Consider the following 19709-nt stretch of genomic DNA (forward strand, 5'->3'; position numbering starts at 1 on the left):
AGAGAATAGTTAGAAGAGGATTTTTTGAGGTAGAGAGGTTAAGAAGGTTTTTCCGGCTTCATTGAGGTCGCCATCTAGGGAAAAAGTTAAACTGCGAACTCGGATATCACCAATTTTATTGTTTAGTGGCTGTTTGAGGTCTTGCGGGTAAATGAGAATTGCATTTTTACAGTTTACTGCATTTGCGTAGGCAACTATTTGATGACGGTCACTACTGGCTACTTGATCTGGATTTTTGTATTTGGTATCGAGGACATACAGGATTTCATTTGTTTCAATATCGCGTAGAATTAAGTCAATTTTATCGCAATAATTTTGGTCATGTGTTACCGTTTGTTTTTTCTTGACAAAGAAGCCTGTTGGTGTATTTGCTTTGAGCCATTCAGCGACAAATTGTTCGTATAATTTAGCCATGTCTATGAGAAAAGGGAGCATTTCGCGATCGCCCTTTTCGTGACTGGGCCCTGTGTTATCTAAAAAGAATCGACATAAGGCGTGTAAAAGTTGATAATCTTGATTCAAACGGTGATAATTTCTATCAATACAAGCTTCTGATTTAAAAGGTTTTAATGTGACAAATCCTTGGAGTGCGTGGAAGGCTTTTCGCACAGTGGATGAAACAGTTTCACCGCACACACCGCTGCGCCCAATCATGAAAAGTGTCCAAGCGAGTATTTGATTATCTTCGATATCGCCTGTTTGTTCGTGATAGTGGCATTTTAGTTTAACATCCCAAGGTTTTTGCAGGGCTGACCGCAAATCGACGCGGCCGCGAATATAAGCGAGTCTTTCTGTTTTGGATAAGTAATCGCGATACAATCCTTTGCGACAGCGTTCTAGAATTTTTTGGGCAAAAATGTTAGCTAATCTCTCGTAAATTTGTTTTAAAGATTGGCACTGAATCGATCCTTGGGGAAATTTTATCTTAAGGTTGTAGGCATATTCAAGCATTCCGAATAAGTTATTTATGGGAACCTTTGGGCGGATGGCGATGTGAAAGTCGGGAGTGATGGGAATGTTACCAACTCTGCCTTTAGATTTTAGTTCCCATTTATCTTTTGTTTTACGGTTGGGAAATTCTATGTCGATTTCCTTGCCATAATTCTGGTATATTTTATCTCCTACTGATTCGGGGATTAAGTCTCGATCTAAAATTCGTAATTCATATTCTTTCAGTTCGATAGTTTGGCGTGATTCTCGTTTCATAAGATTATTACTTGCTCAATTTATCTTTGATTTTGTCCCAGAGAAATTCATTCATTTTTGCCTGGTTATCAAAGAAGTATTCTTCAAGGTAGGGCTCGATTTCCATTTGCCAAATATCTTGGATATCTTCAGCTAAGGTTTTTGTCAAAAAGAAGGAGATGCCTAGTTGATAGTGTTTGTTGTTAATTGCCCGATTGACATCTTTTAGAATGCTAGTTAATTTATCAACTGGGAAACCTGTTTCCTCTCTCTGGTGATACTGTCGCAGCACTTCATAGTTTGGATAGATGGGAATGAATGCGAAGCGGCGGCGGAGTGCGTTATCGACTAAGGCAATAGAGCGGTCTGCGGTGTTCATTGTGCCGATAATGCGGACATTTGTAGGGATTTTAAAGGGTGTACCGCTGGCTAGTGTAATAAAGCGTCCTGTGTCTTGTCGGTCATCTAGGAGATACATTAATTCGCCAAAGACTTGAGATAAATTTGCGCGATTAATTTCATCAATAATGAGCACGCAAGTTTCTTCACGGGCTTCGGCTTTTTCGCAAAAATCTAGGAATCTGCCGGGAACTATTGAGTAGGTTAATTGTCCGTTTTGAGTTATTGGGCGGAGGCCTTCGATAAAGTCTTCGTAGGTGTAGGCGGGGTGAAATTGGATAATGTCTGAGAAACCGTCACCGCCGCCGATTAAGTGTTTGGCTAGTTTTTCGGCTATGAAGGTTTTGCCAGTTCCGGGCGGGCCTTGGATGATGGCTTGTTTCTTACGGTTAATGGTGGATATCCATCGGTTGACTTCAGATGTTTGAAAACCCGTAATTTCAGAAATTTCTTCTAGATTATACACTAGATTAAATTCTTTTTCATATACTGTAAAATATTGATTTATAAGCAGAGGGGAATCATTATCGTCCACATTGCAACATAAAAATAAGGGAAATACCTTTTTAAAGGTTTGTACTATTAGTTGAATTAACTTTTTAGCAGAATATCCTAATACTTCTTTTTTTTTAAGCGATCTAGCAACCTGAATATTAGTAATGTTATATTCTTCAAATTCGTCTCTTTGTTGCATAATACTATTTAATAATTCATAAATACATTGTGGAGATTTCATTATGATCGTAGGATCTTCATCCACAGGGAAAGTAGAACGAATTATTTCCTTAGTTAAATAGCAATGATATTGATTGGGAAGGTTATAACGTTTGAGGCTATCGATTGCCAAGGGCTTATCTATATAATAATTGGTTTGATAATTATCTATAATACCATCAATTTCGTTAAATTTTGTACAAAAACCAAAAGTTAAGTCTTGGTTGTCAAATCTTAGCATTAAGTAAGCATTGTCTCCATAATTGATATCTTCAAAACTAAAAAATATACTGTAAGCTATTGATTGTAAACCTTTTGTTTCAACGATCGAGCCAAATTGCTCCCACTTGATATTTATATATTTTTTGATAAAATCAGGCAACTGCTCTTCCACCTGACTGAAAATATACTTCAATGGCTCTTCTACATATTTTAAGAAATCTCTTTTGTGTGCCATGTAAAAATCTGAGCTTGGGTTTTCACAAAATTCGGTCAATAAGTTAAATGTGTCTGTTGAAAAAGGACATTCAGGATGTACAAAAACTTTTTCCATTTTTTCTGTATGTTTAAGGTGACTCAATTGTTGTTCTTAACTTATTGTAGCCGATCGCCATTCCCGACACCAGACATCAGAAATGCGATCGCACTTCCCATCCTTACCCACATCAATAGCCATCCCAAACCAGTAACACAGGCAAAACCGCTAACAACAGTTCCCGGAAAATTTAAACTTGCGCCGAGTGACTCAGATTTACCAAATTGTGTCTATACTAGATAATTGAATCCGGCGATCGCGACTAATAACGGGTACATTAAGATACAAAGCAGTAGCAGCAATAATGCGATCGGGCAAATCGGGAATTTGCGATCGGTCAACTTGCCTTAAAGTCAAAGCTATATTGCGATCGAAAGGAATTTCAACCAATAAGGCATCATCGCTCTCAACTTCTCTCAAGAATAGATCGAAAGTAGCTGAATTAATCCGCCCTCTCTCGCTCAGATACACAATTTCTGCTAATGTAATTGATGAAAAAGCCACCTAATTTCCCTCGGCAGCTATGTCTTCTATTGTCGTTCTAGCAGTCACCGAAAGTCGCGAATCGGCAAAAATATACCAAATAACAGCATGAGTATCCCTACAGCACGCAGCATTAGAAATCCTCCCTTGGGAAATTCGCCCATTCTTCCCTGCGAACTTCATCTATATCAGCCGCAGAGGGTGCAATTCCCAAGTCAGCACATAAACCCCACAATGATTTGCGGGGAGTCGGCCCAACAACTAATTCTCGTTCTATTTCAGGAACTATCCACTTAATCAACCGTAACTTTTCGGCTAGAGACAACTGCTTGACAAGATTTAAAACCGCCTCAAAAGTCATGTTTTTTATATTTCAATTTGCGATCGATGTAATTGTAGCATTTTGGCCCGGACAGCATCGCCGGGTTTGGGTTGAGAAGATTCGTTTACCACGGTTCCCGGAAAATTTAAACTTGTGTCGAAACTATCTAAACGTGCTATATTCAACTCCGTAAACCCTGAACAGCACTTTCAGGTAATGCAAATTCATCAACCAGTCAACTAAATGCCTCCTACTTTCAAGAAATTAGCTGCCATTGCCATCTTTTTTGTAGCCGTAAAAGTTTTAGTTGACTCCCCCTATTTCAAAGAAGCAAAAAGCTCGATCGCCCACCGAAACGAAGCAAGTGCCACATTAGACCCCCCAAACCTGCGACAAACAGCCGCAAACAAGCCCCCAGCAGCGCATCCAACATCAGTCGATCGCAACTTTGATATCGTAGTGTACGGCGATGAAGTACCGGGGATATGTGCGGCGATATGGGCTAAGAAAACTTTAGGTGAAAAAGGCAAAGTTGCTGTGGTGCGATCGAACTACGCAACCGATCCCTTGGGCGGCGTACTCACCCGCGGCGGTTTAGGTTACGTGGATTTAGATAAAATCCCCGATTGGTATCGCCAACCCTACGCCCAGTGCTTCCGGGAATTCTTAGACAAAGCCAATGTTCCCGAATCTTGCTTAGAACCAAAACAGGCCGACAAAGCACTCAAAGAGATGCTTGCGGAAGCCGGAGTTAAAGTTATTTCCAACTCAACTCTTACTCCTCACGTAGTCAATAATAAAATTGAATATGCCGAAGTCAAAAACACTAAAGTCAAAATTAAAGCTAATTCTTTTATTGATGTAACTCAAGACGCAGAACTTGCTAGAAAAGCAGGCTTATCTTATTACACAGGATATGAATCGCAAAATATCAAATCCCAAAATGAAACCTTAGCAGTATCTGTAGTCCCCACAATTACCGGGCTAACGATCGCCGATTTACGCAAAATAGAAGATAACATTCTCTACAACACTCCTTTAGTAGAAAAGATTAAAACCAGCATTAGTAAATATAAAGATCCTGCAAGTACACAATTCTGGATGAGGAACTTTGAAAGTACAATTTATCAGGCCTATACAGACGGATATAATATCAGAAGTGTAGCCATCGGAGCCGCCTATCACGTAGATAGAAATCTCCCCTTCACTCAAGAAAAAGGATTCTTCTTTGACAAGGCAAATATTTGCGTTTATAAAAATAATTCGATGTCGTGGAACGGGTTTCTGTTTAAATACAAAGTTGACGAGTTGATGAAGATGGAAGCTAACGGCAGAAAACCGACTCCTGAAATGGTTAAAGAAATGTCACGCATCCAAGAATGGCTGCAAAAAAAGTCGGGTAAAGATGTGAGACTATTTATCCCGGATGAGATTTATATCAGACAAACTTTGAATGTGCGCGATGTGGTAGCGCCGCTGACGGGGAAGGAGATTATCAAAGGAGGAACATTACCCGAAAAGTCGATCGGCAGTTTTTCCTACGATTTCGACTTGCGGGGCGGAGTCAAGAATTTGGATTCGAGAATTCCGCCGCTGCCGGTGTATAATTTCGGGATAGAGAGCGCTTTGGCGAGTAAAGTGAATAATTTGGCTATTGTAGGGCGATCTTCGGGCTATGTCGGTATGGCGGTATCAGTCGGGCGAATTGCGACAGTGAATATTTATCAAGGACAAGGCGTGGGCGTGGCGGCCGGTTTGGCTAGCAAGTTCGGCGTGCCGCTGAATACGATTACTTCGAGTAAAACCAGAGAAACTTTGGAGACTTTAACGGGGAAAACGACCTATTTGTCGGGGAGAGATACGAGTTATGGCGTGGATTACAAGGAAGTAAAGTAATCGAGGTATAGCAGTCACCAGTTGAAGATATCGAAACCTCATCTTCTACGGCGCAAGATTCCCCAACTCTTAAATATCCTCTCGCTCTTCGCTCTGCTGCTGCTCGTATTCTGTAATAATGTTCTGAATATCCTCTGCTGCAATATCGACTTGTTCGGATTTGGTGTAAAGGGTCAGCAAAATGATTCCCGTTGCTGTTTGGACGTAGTAAATTAAACGGTAGCCACCACTTTTACCTTTTTGAGTGTCGCTATTTCGGACTCTTAACTTGAAGACGGCATAACCCACTCCAGCAATTCGATCTCCTGGCAGCTCTCCCCGTGTGAGTTGTTCGATAACGGGTTGAATATCATTGCGTATGCTGCGGTATTTTTTGGCAAGAGTGCGTAAATTGCGATTGAAGGTTGGTGAAACTATAACTTGAATTAAGGGCAAGTCAGTCATTTTCAATTCCTTCCCACATTTGAGCAACCGAAATGGTTTGCCCAGTCATGGCTTCGTGCCAAGCTTGCCGAAAATCTTGTAGAAGCGCTGCTTTAGATTGACCCTCCCCGTGAATTTCTGAGGGTTCTGAAATACTAAAAGAATTAGCAGCAGGCATCTCTTGGACTTCTACTGAGAAAACCTCTGACCGATTATTTTGCGAAATGATGACTCCCTGACGTTGCTTTTGGCTTAGAAACTCTATAAAACTCGCAACCAATGCCAGATGTTCTGGAGAGAGTCGATCGAGCCATAGATCAATTTGATGTCGAAGTGGTGCTACATTCATAATGCCATCATACCTATTAATTTTACCTTCATTTTAACGTAAACCCGCCCCGCCTTGAATATCGCTCTTCCCTCTGCTTTCTCTGGCACTGATGCGGTTTAAAACTCTTCTCCTCCCTTCTGTGGCACAATCATAAATAAGATAAAACCCTCAAGCCACCATGACCGCAAACCTACCACCCCAATACGACCCCAAAGCCACCGAAACCAAGTGGCAAAAATACTGGGAAGACAATCAAACCTTCAAAGCTGACCCCGAAGCCGGCGGCGAACCTTACTGCGTCGTCATTCCGCCACCCAACGTCACCGGCAGCCTCCACATGGGACACGCTTTTGAGGAGACGCTGATTGATGTCCTCGTCCGCTATCACCGCATGACTGGACGCAATACCCTGTGGTTGCCGGGAACGGATCATGCTAGCATCGCAGTTCAAACTATTCTCGAAAAACAACTCAAAGCAGAAGGCAAAACTCGCCACGATTTAGGACGAGAAAAATTCTTAGAACGGGCTTGGGAATGGAAAGCTGAGTCTGGCAATACTATTACTAATCAACTGCGTAGTTTGGGCGTGTCTGTCGATTGGTCGCGAGAACGCTTTACGATGGATGAAGGCTTATCCGCTGCGGTTTTAGAAGCCTTTGTTCGCCTCTACGATGAGGGGCTGATTTATCGCGGCAATTACTTGGTGAATTGGTGTCCGGCGAGTCAGTCTGCTGTGTCGGATTTGGAAGTTGACCAGCAGGAAGTTGAGGGGCATTTGTGGCATTTCCGCTATCCTTTGACGGACGGTTCCGGTTATTTGGAGGTGGCGACGACTCGGCCGGAGACGATGTTGGGCGATACTGGGGTGGCTGTGAATCCACAGGACGATCGCTATAAGCATCTTATCGGTAAAACTGTCACTTTGCCCATTCTCGATCGCGAAATTCCAATTTTTGCCGATGAATTAGTTGACCCAACTTTCGGAACTGGCTGTGTCAAAGTGACTCCCGCCCACGATCCGAATGACTTCGAGATGGGCAAGCGCCACAATTTGCCGTTTATTAACATTATGAATAAGGACGGCACTTTAAATGAAAATGCCGGAGAGTTCCAAGGACAAGACCGATTTGTTGCCCGCAAAAATGTGGTGAAGCGGTTACAAACTGACGGGTTTTTAGTTAAAATAGAAGATTACAAGCACACAGTTCCCTATAGCGAACGCGGCAAAGTTCCAGTCGAACCGTTGCTATCTACTCAATGGTTTGTCAAGATCGATCCTCTTTCTCAACGCGCTTTAGAAGCATTAGATCAAAGTAACTCACCTGTCTTTGTTCCTGACAGATGGACAAAGGTTTATCGTGATTGGTTGGTGAAGCTAAAAGATTGGTGTATCTCCAGACAATTGTGGTGGGGACACCAAATCCCGGCTTGGTATGCTGTTAGCGAAACTCACGGCGAAATTACCGACACAACGCCGTTTGTGGTGGCTAAAACTGAAGCTGAAGCTAGGGAAAAAGCTGCGGCTAAATTTGGGCAAGATGTTGAGTTGGTCAGAGATCCAGATGTATTGGATACTTGGTTTTCGTCTGGATTGTGGCCTTTTTCTACTTTGGGATGGCCGGAAAAAACTCAGGATTTCGATTTTTACTATCCCACAACTACTCTGGTGACTGGTTTTGATATCATCTTTTTCTGGGTTGCTAGAATGACGATGATGGCCGGACATTTTACTGAAAAGATGCCTTTTGATACTGTTTACATTCACGGTTTGGTGTTGGATGAAAAAGGTCAAAAAATGTCTAAGAGTAAAAATAACGGTATTGACCCGCTGCTGTTAATTGGTAAGTACGGGACTGATGCTTTGCGCTACACTTTGGTTAAGGAAGTGGTAGGGGCCGGTCAAAATATTCGCATGGAGTACGATCGCAAAACTGATGAATCGAAATCAGTCGAGGCTTCCCGGAATTTCACAAATAAGCTGTGGAATGCGGCCCGGTTTGTGATGATGAATCTGGAAGGACAGACTCCGCAGCAGTTGGGAAGTCCGGCTGTAGAAGGCGGTAGTTTGGAATTGTGCGATCGCTGGATTCTTTCTCGCTATCATCAAGTTGTGCAACAAAGCCGCAATTCTTTGGAAACTTACGGCTTGGGAGAAGCGGCTAAGAATCTTTACGAGTTTATTTGGGGCGATTTTTGCGACTGGTATATTGAGTTAGTTAAGTCTCGCTTGCAGCAGGATGCTGAACCAAATTCTAAGAAAGTCGCGCAGCAAACTTTTGCTTTTGTGTTGGAAGGAATTCTGAAATTGCTGCATCCTTTTATGCCGCACATTACTGAGGAAATTTGGCACACTCTGACTCAAACAGGTGATAGTGAATGTTTGGCTTTGCAAGCTTATCCTGAAGCAGATATCTCGCTAATTGATGCTGATTTGGAACAGCAGTTTGAGTTGTTGTTCGGGACAATTCGCACTATTCGTAATTTGCGGGCAGATTCTGATATCAAACCCAGTGTGAAGGTGACGGCGATTTTGCAAAGCGAAAGCGAGAAGGAACGCCAAATTCTCTCGGATGGAAGCGTTTACATCAAAGATTTGGCTAAGGTGGAAAATCTGACTGTTACTGCTAGTTTGGATGGAGATTTGGGACAGACAATTGCTGGGGTTGTCGGTACTGTACAAGTATTGATTCCTCTGGCTGGGGTGGTGGATTTGGTGGCTTTGCGCGGTAAATTAGAGAAGAAGTTGAGCAAGGTGGAAGCTGAAATTAAGCATACTGCGGCGCGTTTGACTAATCAGAAGTTTGTGGATAAGGCTACTCCTGATGTGGTTCAGGGGGCGCGGGATGCTTTGGCTGAAGCCGAAAAACAGGCGGAAATTTTGCGCGATCGGCTAAAGTTGTTTTAATAGTTAACGGTTGATTGTTGACAGTTGAAAGTTGACAGCTAAGTTGAGGCGCATCTAAATTCTACAGTCAAGGTAGTATCAGTCTTCTATCTGAGTCCCCATCCTCTCGATCCCCCCTAACCCCCCCTAAAAAAGGGGGGGACAAGAGCGCTCAAAGTCAACCCCTACTCCCCTTCTTAAGGGGGATTTAGCGGGATCGAGTCTCGGCCACAAGCGAGATATATAAATAACAAATAACAAATAACCAATAACAAACAACAAACAACAAATAACCAATAACAAATAACCAATAACAAATAACCAATAACCCCTATGCTATATTTAGCCCAAGTACAAAAAAAGGATATTTTAGGTGAAATAAGTCTGCAATTACTGGTCTGTCAAAATGCTGATGAGACTTGGGCTATTCTTCCCGAACAAACTGTCTTGATAGTGCCGCCAAATTGTAATCAAAATGTGTTAAATGAAGGAATGCTAGTATTAGCAGATATTGGCGAAAATCGCCACATTTTGCAGGTTCAAACAGCTACAAACTGGGTGCTAGAATTAGTTGAAAAGTATTTAACCACAGGCTTTACTCCCGATTTTTGGCAGCAAGAAGCCCAGAAAGCAGAAGAGTGCCGCCAATCTCTCACTTTGCAAAGTCAAGAATTGTCTCGCAGATCGATCGAACTTGAAGCCCGCCGCGAACAAATTCAAAATTTAGAAGCCAAACTCCAGCAGGAAAAAGAATTGCTGGAAAGCAAAAATCAGCCCTCCGAAGAGAATTTTGATGCGCCATAACAAAGTCCGCCGGCGCGGACTGATATCGAAGCAATATTGCCGGAGGCTAAAGCACTTTTGACTTTATCCAAGCGGCGGGGAGACACAGCAATTTCTGAGAATTGCTGACATAAGCCCGCTTCTGGAAAACATCGTACTGATTCCGTTCGATCGCATTTAAGATTCTGCTGTACAACATCGTAGCAGCCCACACTGTCCAGCGGATATCGGGACTCAAAACTTTGATTCCGGGCTCGGCGCTGGCGTATAATTTGCGAGCTCGCTGGATTTGAAACTTCATCAACTCCCGCCAGCGGTTGTCAATCACACCGTTGAATAAATCTTCTTCGGTGTAGTTAAACAGCGCTAAGTCTTCTAAGGGCAGGTAAATGCGGCCGCGACGGGCGTCTTCTCCGACATCGCGCAGAATGTTAGTTAACTGCTTGGCTATACCGAGGGCGATTGCTTCTTCCTTGGGAATTTTATTTCCCCAGTGCCAATTCCAGTTGGCAGCCCGGTTCGATTCGTCTACACCCATTACAGACATCGACATCAGCCCGACAGTACCCGCTACTCGATAACAGTAAAGATTGAGCTCTTCAAAAGTTTCGTAGCGGCTGCGGTACAAGTCCATTTGCTGGCCCGCAATCATCTCTCTAAACGGCTGAATGTCGATCGGGAAACGAGACAAGGTATCCACCAAAGCCACGTCGTAATCGTCGTGGGGATGGCCGGCAAACAATGATTCTAGGCGTTTTTCCCACAGATTTAGAGTTTCAGGGGTTGTGGCCTCAGAACCTGGCCCGTCTACGAGTTCGTCGGTGCGGCGGCACCAAACGTAAATCGCCCAGATAGCCCGACGCTTGGCTTCGGGCATGAGTTGAGTGCCTAAATAAAAATTTTTGGCATAACTCGCTGTGACTTGGCGGCACAATTCGTAGGATTCTTCCAAAGAAGCCAGAGTTCTCATGCACTGGAGTTTTGACAGTTGCAGCATCCGAGAATAAGAAATTTAAAGATTAGAACTGACATTCCCCCGTTGAGACAACGGGAGATTCTTTTACGTCTTTAGGAATGACGCATCCGAACCGAGAAACCTGGTTTTTGAACCGAGATTGAGGGTTTTCAGCAAATATTTTGGCTAAAAACCCGGTTTCACGTCGCCCGCGCGCAAATCCCAGTATTTATGAAAAATTCTTAATTTTTCATTTGTTATTGGCCGTTGAAATAGCCTGCGCTGTCAGCTTACCAGAAAGCACAGCACCTTCCATACTCGCAAGATAACGCTGCATTGTATAATCCCCCGTTAGATAGAAATTGCTAATGGGAGTGGTTTGGGTGGGACGGCACTCTTGACGGCCGGGAGTGGCTTTGTAGACGGAACGTGGGGTTTTGACTACGTGATATTTGAGCAGTTTGGCGGGTTCTGGGATTTGGTCGGGAAAGAGTTTTTCTAACTCGACCATTGTGGCTGCGACGATATCTTCGTCAGATTTGCCTATCCAGTCTTTGGCCGGTGCGAGTACCAGTTCCAGCATGGATTTGTCTGGGTTGGCATATTCGCGGCAGGTGTTGCTCATGTCGGCGTAGACGCTCAGCAAGGGCGATCGCGAGAACAGCAAGTGGTCGATATCTGTTAACTTGCGATCGAACCACAAGTGTACATTAATCACCGGTACACCCTCCAAACCTTCGAGCTTTTTGAAATAACCCATTTCGGCCCAAGGTTTCGGCATCATCAACTTCAGCGGGTCAACCGGCATCGCCGAAACGTAAATATCAGCCGTCAGAACTTCTGACTCTGCCCCCTTGACACCCCGAATCTGGAAACCGCGCACCGTGTTGTCATCATTGAGCAAAAATTCCCCGATGGGTGCATTCAGCCGGACTTCGCCACCGCGCTCAGTTATGTAGTCTACCATCGGCTGACACAACCTCTCCGTAGGGGAACCGTCTAAAAAAGCCATTTTCGAGCCTTTTGTCTCTTGCAAGAAGCGGTTGAGGGCTGTCAGCAGAATGGTTGCAGATATTTCGTGGGGGTCGATAAAATTCAGCGCCTTGGACATGGCGATGAATACTTCTTTTTCGACTCTGGGGGGGACGTTTTGCTTTTTGAGCCACTCGGAAAAGGAGTATTTGTCCATTTCTTCAACGTATTTCTGGCCCTGAAGTATCGCCGGAACCAAACCGATGCCGAAACTGATTTTTTCGGCCCAGGTGAGCATATCGTTGTTTCTGAGGATGGCCACAAGGCCGTTGAAGGGAGCCGGAATATTCGGAAAGTCAAAGCGCGAATAGGTTCCGGGTGTTTCCGGCTGATTGAAAATCATCGAGTGCTCTTTCCATTGCAGCCGGTCTTCGATGTCTAGTTCTTTGAATAGTTGGAGCATATTTGGGTATGCACCGAAAAATATGTGGAGGCCGGTTTCGTACCAGTCGCCGTCTGCATCTTTCCAAGCGGCTACTTTGCCGCCGAGTACGTCCCGACTTTCTAGGAGGATGGGGGTGTGACCCGCATCGGTGAGATATTTTGCACAGGATAACCCTGCTAGGCCGGCTCCGGCGATCGCAACTCGCATTTAATACTACTGCCCTCTGTTCGCTTCGCCTTAATTATACGTTACAAGTCGTTACATTTTCTAGGTCGCGCCACCACAACTCAGAAACCTGGTTTTTCCGACAATCTTGGGCTTTCATCGAAAAAATTGCCAAAAAACCCGGTTTCTAGGCCGCGCCACTACAACTCAAAAACCTGGTTTTTCCGACAATCTTGGGCTTTCATCGAAAAAATTGCCAAAAAACCCGGTTTCTAGGCCGCGCCACCACAACTCAAAAACCTGGTTTTTCCGACAATCTTGCGCGATCGCCCACAAAGGAAGTTGGTTGGTATTCGTCGGGATCGGGTAGGCCGGGAATAGGGAGATATCTCCAATTACCACTAAACAATAGGTACATCGCACCCGCAAACACGATACCGCTAACAACAGCACCAGCAATTTTCCAAACACTGTAGGGACGTTCGCCTTGAACTTCGGCGGTGCGAGCATTAACTATTACTTGATATTGCTTGTTTTGATAGCGATAGGCGCACATCCACACTGGTAGCAAAATATGCTTAAAAGTGATAGCATTGTAATCTGTAGAAACGCTGTGAACCCGCTGCTCGTCACCGCCGATCTGTCTACAAACATCCCAATGAATAGTACCCGCCATGACATTTTTAGCAGATTCAAATCCTTGAGGGAGAGAAACTTGCGATCGCTGTGCTTCAAACCCAGCTAAATAAGAAGAATTGTAAGGGCGCAATGACTCCTTGAGATGCCAAGGTTCCAGTGCATCCAGACGCGGGCGATCGACTGAAGTTGTCGCCGGAATCAAAATATCATCAAAAGTGCGATCGACTCTGCCAGAAGCAGGCCACCACCTGGTATGTTGGACTTCACGAGTTTTAGTTTCAGTTTCACCGTTAGCATTAGTTTCTGTATAACTCTCAGTCACGTAGTAATGCTCTCCGCGATCGCCCTTATAGTAACTCACCGTATAACAGTCGTAAGTCCAAAACGGCAAATAAACCCCTTGAATTTTCTCCGGTTGCGCCATAGATTTCAAAGCAGAAGGAGCAAACCAGCGCTTGCTGAGCCACTTCTGAATGCTTTCTCTGGCTTGTTTATCAGTAACTTCAAAGGGTATAATTCCCTCTGGTTGCACCCTAGGGCTGGCTTTTACAGGTTGCGTCACAATTGGAGAAGCACAAAACGGGCATCTACCCGCTACTTTCGGCGGTTCAAAAGTAATACTTGCTCCGCAATTATTGCATTTTACTTCCAGGGCTGTTGTGGATAAAGTTGTCAGCGCCGTGCGATCGTTTTTTAGATATTGTTCGTAGGAATTCTCCTTTACTTCTTCCGCAGTTTGGGGAATGGCGTCTTCCCAGCCGCAGTAAGCACATTTTAGCTTTCCTGCTTGGGGGTTGAACTCTAAATAAGCCCCGCAGCTAGGACAGGGAAAACGTTTAACACCAGGTTCAGAAGTATTCATAATAGTTTATTGGTGATATATAGCATTTCTCAGAAAGATGAGGTGTCACTGGGTATATGGCAAACAGGTCATTGGCAAAACAGGTCATTGGGCATACCTCACGACGCTTGAGAACCGCTATAACTGGTAATTGGCAATCGGTAATCGGGAAAACCTACCAATTGCCAATTAACTAAAGATCCAAAATTTTAGGCTGCTGCGGTTGGGGGCGGGGGCGGTACTGTTGCCAACAAAGAGGCTAATTCCGGCACTTGCGATGCTAATTTCCAGCCGTCCAAACCTGCCCTCCAAACTATTACCTGATGTGTCAAACCATTTTGCAGAAGTTGATGCAATTCAAAGGGCCCTAATTGTTGACCGTTGGGGGCAATGTACCACTGAGTTTGTGTTATTGGCGGCGGTGGCGGCGGTGTTTGCGATGCTGGTGACTGCATCATATTTGTCATTTGCTGACCCATTGCCATTCCCATGCCTAATTCTAATGCTTGATTGCCGCCGCTGGGGTTATTTGCTGATGCTTCTATAGCGTTAGCAGCTTGATATTGGGTATATTGCTGCATATTTCCCAGAAGTCCGATCGAGGCTCGTTTGTCGAGTGCTGCTTCCACTTCAGGCGGCATCGAGATATTTTCAATTAATATCTGAGTTAATTCTAACCCGAACTGCTGGATATTTGGCTGTAGGGCAATGCATATTTGTTCGCCCATTTGCGTGTAGTTGGCTGCAAAGTCTAGCAAGGGAACGCGGGAATTGCCAACCCAATTGGCAAAGGAGCTGACTATTGTATTGCGGAGTTGTTCGCTAATTTCATCTACTTGAAATAGTCCGTCTGTGCTGATTAATTGCTTTAAAAGTTGTTCGGGATGGGAAACTTTAATGTTGTATGTGCCAAAAGCCCGCATTCGCACTGGGCCGAGTTCTGGATCGCGGATAATTACAGGGTTAGCGGTTCCCCATTTCAGGTTGGTAAATATCTTGGTGTTAAAAAAGTAAACTTCTGCTTTGAAGGGAGAGTTGAAACCGTAGGGCCAACCTTTTAAAGTGCTGAGAATGGGTAAGTTGCGGGTGTACAGTTCGTGCATTCCAGGATCGAAGACATCGGCAACTTTGCCTTCGCTGACAAAGACTGCTATTTGTCCTGGTCGTACAGTTAGTTTAGCACCTTGTTTGATTTCGTTTTGGTGGCGCTCGAATCGATAGGCAATGGTATCGTTGGTGTTGTCTAACCATTGGATGATATCGATAAATTCGCCGCGAATTTTGTCAAAGAGTCCCATATATTTGTTTTGAGCTTTTGTTAAATTTTAACTTCAATAGGAGCGATCGATGTTCCCGATCGCCATTGTAAAGTTTTTAGGTGCGATCGGCGCGCTCTGATGGGGGCGATCGCCCTTCACTCCCTCAATCCCTCTCAGCAATGGTTTCCCTCACAATTCGGGTTCAATGAAAATTACAATAACTTCCAAATCAGTATCTTTGATACCAACGGGGATTTGCAAATGCAGCATCCCGTCTGCACCGACGCGCGATCGCGCTTTAATACTTTGCATAACTGAGAGTTCCTTCAGTTTGTACGGAAATTTAATCTTCTAATCACCTCAATAGACTGGCATTGCATAAATGACCGGATCTATCGGTCAACCGCAGATGTCAAGCAGATAAATACAAATAAACGCAGATGTATTTCAAGATTTTTTCCGAATTAATGCAATACAAGTCTAATCTTCATCCCGCTTATTTTTAACTGTTTCACAATCTAACCAACAGGTGCGATCGCGATTTCCACCAGCAGCTTTTAACTCATTTAATGCTTGTTTGGCAATTTGCAAATCTTCTAAAGTCTCTAACCATTCGATGAGTGCTTGCCAAGTTTCGATATAGCGGTTCTCAAGCATGGTGAGGTATGCCTGCGGAGGCCTATGCCCTATGCCGGATAGTACCTCAGATGAGAGCTTGAAAGGCTATATCTAAGACACTAAGTTGTTTCTCTTTTAGATATCAAAACTCAACTGACTGCAATACTTCTAATCCGGCCATTCAGGCTACCTCTATATTTAAGATTGGTGTATCTCATTACTCTTGCACGCGAACCCGAGTGGCGCCAAAAGCAATTAATTGCGCTGCTATATTGCGGACAATTGGCAACTGCAACAAAGCTGGAGGTGTAAACTGTCGATCGCTATCCAAGGCTCCCTTAATAATTTGGTCTTGCATCAAGGACTGAAATCCTTGAATGATGCGCGTCGGCCATTCTCGCTGTCGCTGCACCTCTGCTAAATCCCACAGGTGCAAGTGATGGTTTTTCAGGGGTGTGCTCAGTACATTGGCCGCGACGACAGCATCTTGAATCGCATAGTTAATTCCCACGCCACCTATGGGCGACATGACATGGGCCGCATCCCCAATTAAGAGCAAGCCGGGACGATACCAGCGGGGAAGGCGGCTCGATTCTACTGACAGAAATGAAACTTGCGACCAATCTTTGATTTGCTGGACTCTATCTGCAAATTCTGGTGCTAATTTAGCCACTGACTTTTGCCAATTTTCTATGCCTAAATCGCGTAATTTCTGATAACTGCCTTTGAGAATTACATAACCTAGTTGCCAGTAATCCAAGCGGTCAATAACCACTAATAAATGACCTCCTGCAGCTCGCCCTCCCACACCGGAATCTTTGACATCGTGGGGACTGCGCGGCAAACGGAACCACAGAACATCCATCGGCGGGGAAGTTTTAATCGGTTCAAAACCTGCTAATTGGCGCAGGCGGGAAAAGCGACCGTCGGCTGCAACTGTCAGGGGCGATCGCACTGCATGATATCCCCCATGTCCCCGATATCGAATTCCGCACACTATTTCATTTTCTATAATTATTTCTTGTACGTTAGCTCCCATTACTAGCTGAAAATTGGGGTAGCGCTGCGCTTCGGCGGTGATGAATTCGAGAAACTTGACTTGGGGAAGAATTGTAATGTAAGGGTACTTGGTTTTGAGACTGCTCAAATCTACGAGGGCGGCAGTATTTTCACCTGCTTGGATGGTGAGGCGACGCATTTTGGTATGGGGCAGTTCCAGTAATTTGTCGGCTATTCCCAATTGATCCATAATTTCCATTACTGACGGATGCAGGGTATCGCCGCGAAATTCTCGATCGAAATCTTTGTGTTTTTCTAGCAGGATCACCGGAATGTTTTGCCGCGCTAAAAGCAGTGCTAAAACAGCGCCAGCGGGCCCGCCTCCTACTATGCAGCAGCTTGTTTCCTGCGAGTCAATGACAGAATGAGTTGTAGTGAATTCTGAATTCTCAACCGAGTTGACAGCCATATTTTTCGGCTCCCGCTTGATGAATAAGTTTGCTAATTACTTACATTGTATGGCTTTGCTAGAGAATGGGAGTTATATCCTGTGCGATCGTTTGTAGTGCGGATTTCAGTCCGCCGGCTGTTACGGACTCAAGTCCCTACTACGAACCATTTCAGCCACGAGTGAGAGAACCGCCCGCAGCCCCGTGGCTCGACAAGGTACAATAAATGCGATCGTACTTAACGCTTATATTTAAAAAGCTACACACAACGCCACAGGAGACAACGGACGTATGGGAAAAGTAGTTGGCATTGACCTCGGAACGACAAACTCAGTAGTAGCCGTCATGGAAGGCGGCAAACCGGTTGTGATTGCCAACGCAGAAGGGATGCGGACAACTCCTTCGGTGGTTGGTTTCACAAAAGAAGGAGAACGCCTTGTCGGACAGATGGCCAGACGCCAAACTGTTCTCAACCCGCAAAACACCTTTTACGCTGTCAAACGGTACATCGGACGCAAATATACCGAACTGACTCCAGAAGCAAAGCGCGTCCCTTACACAACTCGCCGCGACGACAACGGAAACATCAAAATCAAATGCCCTCGCCTGAAAAAAGATTTTGCCCCAGAGGAAATTGCGGCGATGGTGTTGCGGAAGTTGGCCGACGAAGCCAGCCGCTATCTCGGACAAGAAGTCACGGGGGCTGTAATCACTGTTCCCGCTTATTTCAACGACTCCCAGCGACAGGCGACGCGGGATGCTGGCAGAATTGCCGGACTTGATGTGAAGCGGATTTTAAATGAACCGACGGCGGCTTCTTTGGCCTACGGTTTGGAAAGAAGAGAAAGTCAAACAATCTTAGTTTTTGATTTGGGCGGCGGTACTTTTGATGTATCTATCTTAGACGTGGGAGACGGAGTATTTGAAGTCAAAGCAACTAGCGGCGATACTCAATTGGGCGGCAATGATTTTGACCAGAAAATTGTTGATTGGTTGGCCGAACAATTTTTAGAAAAAGAAGGCGTGGATTTGCGAAAAAACCGCCAAGCTTTGCAGCGGTTGATCGAAGCGGCGGAAAAAGCTAAGATTGAGCTTTCGGGAGTCGGGATTACCGAGATTAATTTGCCGTTTATCGATGCGAATGAAGATGGGCCTTTGCATTTGGAAACGCGACTGACTCGCGGTCAATTTGAAGGGCTGTGCAGCGATTTGGTGCAGCGGATGCGCCGTCCGGTGAAACAAGCTTTGGCTGATGCAAATTTGAATCCTTCTCGGATTGATGAAATTGTGTTGGTCGGCGGTTCGACTCGGATTCCTTTGGTGCAGGAAATTGTTCGCAGTTTGATCGATCGCGAACCGAATCAAAATGTGAATCCCGATGAGGTTGTGGCGGTGGGTGCGGCAATTCAGGCGGGAATTTTGGCGGGGGATGTCCGCGATGTGCTGCTGTTGGACGTAACGCCGCTTTCTCTGGGTTTGGAAACTATCGGCGGGGTGATGAAAAAACTGATTCCTCGGAATACTACTATTCCTGTTAGGCGATCGGACGTTTTTTCCACTGCCGAAAACAACCAAACTGTGGTAGAAGTTCACATCATCCAAGGGGAACGGGAATTAGGTAGAGATAATAAGTCTTTGGGACGGTTCAAACTAAGTGGAATTCCGCCGGCACCGCGAGGGATTCCGCAGGTACAAGTAGCTTTTGATATTGATGCTAACGGGATGCTGTTGGTGACTGCTTTGGACAAAACTACCGGCAGGGAACAAAGCATTACTGTGCAAGGTGCTTCGACGCTTTCTCAGCAGGAAGTGAATCAAATGATTCGCGATGCGGAACAGTTTGCTCAAGCTGATAAGTTGCAGCGGGAAAAAGTCGAAAAACGCAATCGCGCTGAGGCTTTGGCTTATCAAGCTGAGCGGCAGTTGCGAGAGGTGGCGCTCGATCGCGGAATGCAGTTTGCTCAAAGAAGCCGCCAGCGAATTGAAACGTTAATTCGGGAGTTGCGAGACAGTTTGGAACGCAACGACGAACGGGGAGTTGACCAAGTTGGTTCGGATTTGCAAGATGCTCTTTACGATTTGAACCGCGAAGTTGCAGCGTTTGCGATGGATGACGATGATGATGATTTCTTTGAGTCTGTGAAGCGCACTTTTACGGGCGACGGTACTAAGCGCCGCAGCGATGACAGCAGCTATTATACCAATGCTAAGCCGTACAGGCGATCGACTGTCGATCCAATTCCCGATCGCCCCTACGATCGCGATCGCTCCTACGATCGCTCCTACGATCGCCCTGACGATCGCGATCGTTCATACGATCGTCAGGGCGATCGTAGAACCAGCACCAATCGCCCCACTCGCCCCTATCAAAATCAAAGCGACGACTGGGATGATGATGACGATTGGCTGTAA

The 19709-nt window shown here is 45.1% G+C and carries 17 protein-coding genes; 4 read left to right on the forward strand and 13 right to left on the reverse strand.

Annotated elements, in window-relative coordinates:
* Positions 1–9: 9 nt before the first annotated feature.
* The 4 genes from QUA01_RS20420 to QUA01_RS20435 form a co-directional block, all read right to left on the reverse strand.
* Positions 10–1206, reverse strand: coding sequence for an McrC family protein (locus QUA01_RS20420; RefSeq protein ID WP_333092349.1), 1197 nt, complete (start codon positions 1204–1206; stop codon positions 10–12).
* A gap of 7 nt (positions 1207–1213) precedes the next feature.
* Positions 1214–2851: an McrB family protein gene (locus tag QUA01_RS20425; protein ID WP_333092347.1), complete on the reverse strand. Its 1638-nt coding sequence runs from the start codon at positions 2849–2851 to the stop codon at positions 1214–1216.
* Between the two features lie 198 nt (positions 2852–3049).
* Positions 3050–3337: a type II toxin-antitoxin system VapC family toxin gene (locus QUA01_RS20430; RefSeq protein WP_333092346.1), complete on the reverse strand. Its 288-nt coding sequence runs from the start codon at positions 3335–3337 to the stop codon at positions 3050–3052.
* A gap of 112 nt (positions 3338–3449) precedes the next feature.
* Positions 3450–3677: a hypothetical protein gene (locus QUA01_RS20435; protein ID WP_194065598.1), complete on the reverse strand. Its 228-nt coding sequence runs from the start codon at positions 3675–3677 to the stop codon at positions 3450–3452.
* A gap of 204 nt (positions 3678–3881) precedes the next feature.
* Between QUA01_RS20435 and QUA01_RS20440 the strand changes: the two genes are divergently transcribed.
* The gene (locus QUA01_RS20440) at positions 3882–5534 is read left to right on the forward strand and encodes an FAD-dependent oxidoreductase (protein ID WP_333092345.1); all 1653 of its coding nucleotides are present in this window, start codon (positions 3882–3884) and stop codon (positions 5532–5534) included.
* Positions 5535–5603: 69 nt separating this feature from the next.
* Here QUA01_RS20440 and QUA01_RS20445 read toward each other — a convergent pair whose 3' ends face one another.
* Both QUA01_RS20445 and QUA01_RS20450 read right to left on the reverse strand, forming a co-directional pair.
* Positions 5604–5978 carry a type II toxin-antitoxin system RelE/ParE family toxin gene (locus tag QUA01_RS20445; protein ID WP_333092344.1) on the reverse strand — a complete coding sequence of 125 codons (375 nt, stop codon included), beginning with the start codon at positions 5976–5978 and terminating at the stop codon, positions 5604–5606.
* Entirely contained in the window at positions 5971–6306 is a 336-nt protein-coding gene (locus QUA01_RS20450; protein ID WP_228049682.1) for a hypothetical protein, read from the reverse strand. Before QUA01_RS20450 ends, QUA01_RS20445 begins: the two co-directional genes overlap by 8 nt.
* Before the next feature lie 160 nt (positions 6307–6466).
* Between QUA01_RS20450 and QUA01_RS20455 the strand changes: the two genes are divergently transcribed.
* Both QUA01_RS20455 and QUA01_RS20460 read left to right on the forward strand, forming a co-directional pair.
* Positions 6467–9193, forward strand: a complete 2727-nt coding sequence (locus tag QUA01_RS20455) for a valine--tRNA ligase (RefSeq protein ID WP_333092343.1) — start codon at positions 6467–6469, stop codon at positions 9191–9193.
* A gap of 312 nt (positions 9194–9505) precedes the next feature.
* Positions 9506–9976, forward strand: a complete 471-nt coding sequence (locus tag QUA01_RS20460; RefSeq protein ID WP_333092342.1) for a hypothetical protein — start codon at positions 9506–9508, stop codon at positions 9974–9976.
* A gap of 46 nt (positions 9977–10022) precedes the next feature.
* On the opposite strand, the gene crtB is transcribed toward QUA01_RS20460, so the two are convergent.
* From crtB to QUA01_RS20495, 7 genes are all read right to left on the reverse strand, one after another.
* On the reverse strand, positions 10023–10952 hold the full coding sequence (crtB, locus tag QUA01_RS20465; protein WP_194065592.1) for a 15-cis-phytoene synthase CrtB: 930 nt from the start codon (positions 10950–10952) through the stop codon (positions 10023–10025).
* A 208-nt stretch (positions 10953–11160) separates the two neighbouring features.
* Positions 11161–12534, reverse strand: coding sequence for a 15-cis-phytoene desaturase (gene pds, locus QUA01_RS20470; protein WP_333092341.1), 1374 nt, complete (start codon positions 12532–12534; stop codon positions 11161–11163).
* A 250-nt stretch (positions 12535–12784) separates the two neighbouring features.
* Positions 12785–13993: a hypothetical protein gene (locus QUA01_RS20475; RefSeq protein WP_333092340.1), complete on the reverse strand. Its 1209-nt coding sequence runs from the start codon at positions 13991–13993 to the stop codon at positions 12785–12787.
* 188 nt (positions 13994–14181) lie between these two features.
* The gene (locus QUA01_RS20480) at positions 14182–15270 is read right to left on the reverse strand and encodes an SPFH domain-containing protein (protein WP_333092339.1); all 1089 of its coding nucleotides are present in this window, start codon (positions 15268–15270) and stop codon (positions 14182–14184) included.
* Positions 15271–15420: 150 nt separating this feature from the next.
* A complete protein-coding gene (locus QUA01_RS20485) occupies positions 15421–15543 on the reverse strand; it encodes a hypothetical protein (RefSeq protein WP_333092337.1) in 123 nt (40 codons plus the stop codon).
* A gap of 168 nt (positions 15544–15711) precedes the next feature.
* Positions 15712–15888: a hypothetical protein gene (locus QUA01_RS20490; protein WP_333092336.1), complete on the reverse strand. Its 177-nt coding sequence runs from the start codon at positions 15886–15888 to the stop codon at positions 15712–15714.
* Between the two features lie 178 nt (positions 15889–16066).
* Positions 16067–17317, reverse strand: a complete 1251-nt coding sequence (locus tag QUA01_RS20495) for an FAD-dependent oxidoreductase (protein ID WP_333092335.1) — start codon at positions 17315–17317, stop codon at positions 16067–16069.
* Positions 17318–17588: 271 nt separating this feature from the next.
* Between QUA01_RS20495 and dnaK the strand changes: the two genes are divergently transcribed.
* Positions 17589–19709, forward strand: a complete 2121-nt coding sequence (gene dnaK, locus QUA01_RS20500; protein ID WP_333092333.1) for a molecular chaperone DnaK — start codon at positions 17589–17591, stop codon at positions 19707–19709.

Source organism: Microcoleus sp. S36a_B3 (assembly GCF_036700745.1).
GTDB lineage: Bacteria > Cyanobacteriota > Cyanobacteriia > Cyanobacteriales > Microcoleaceae > Microcoleus.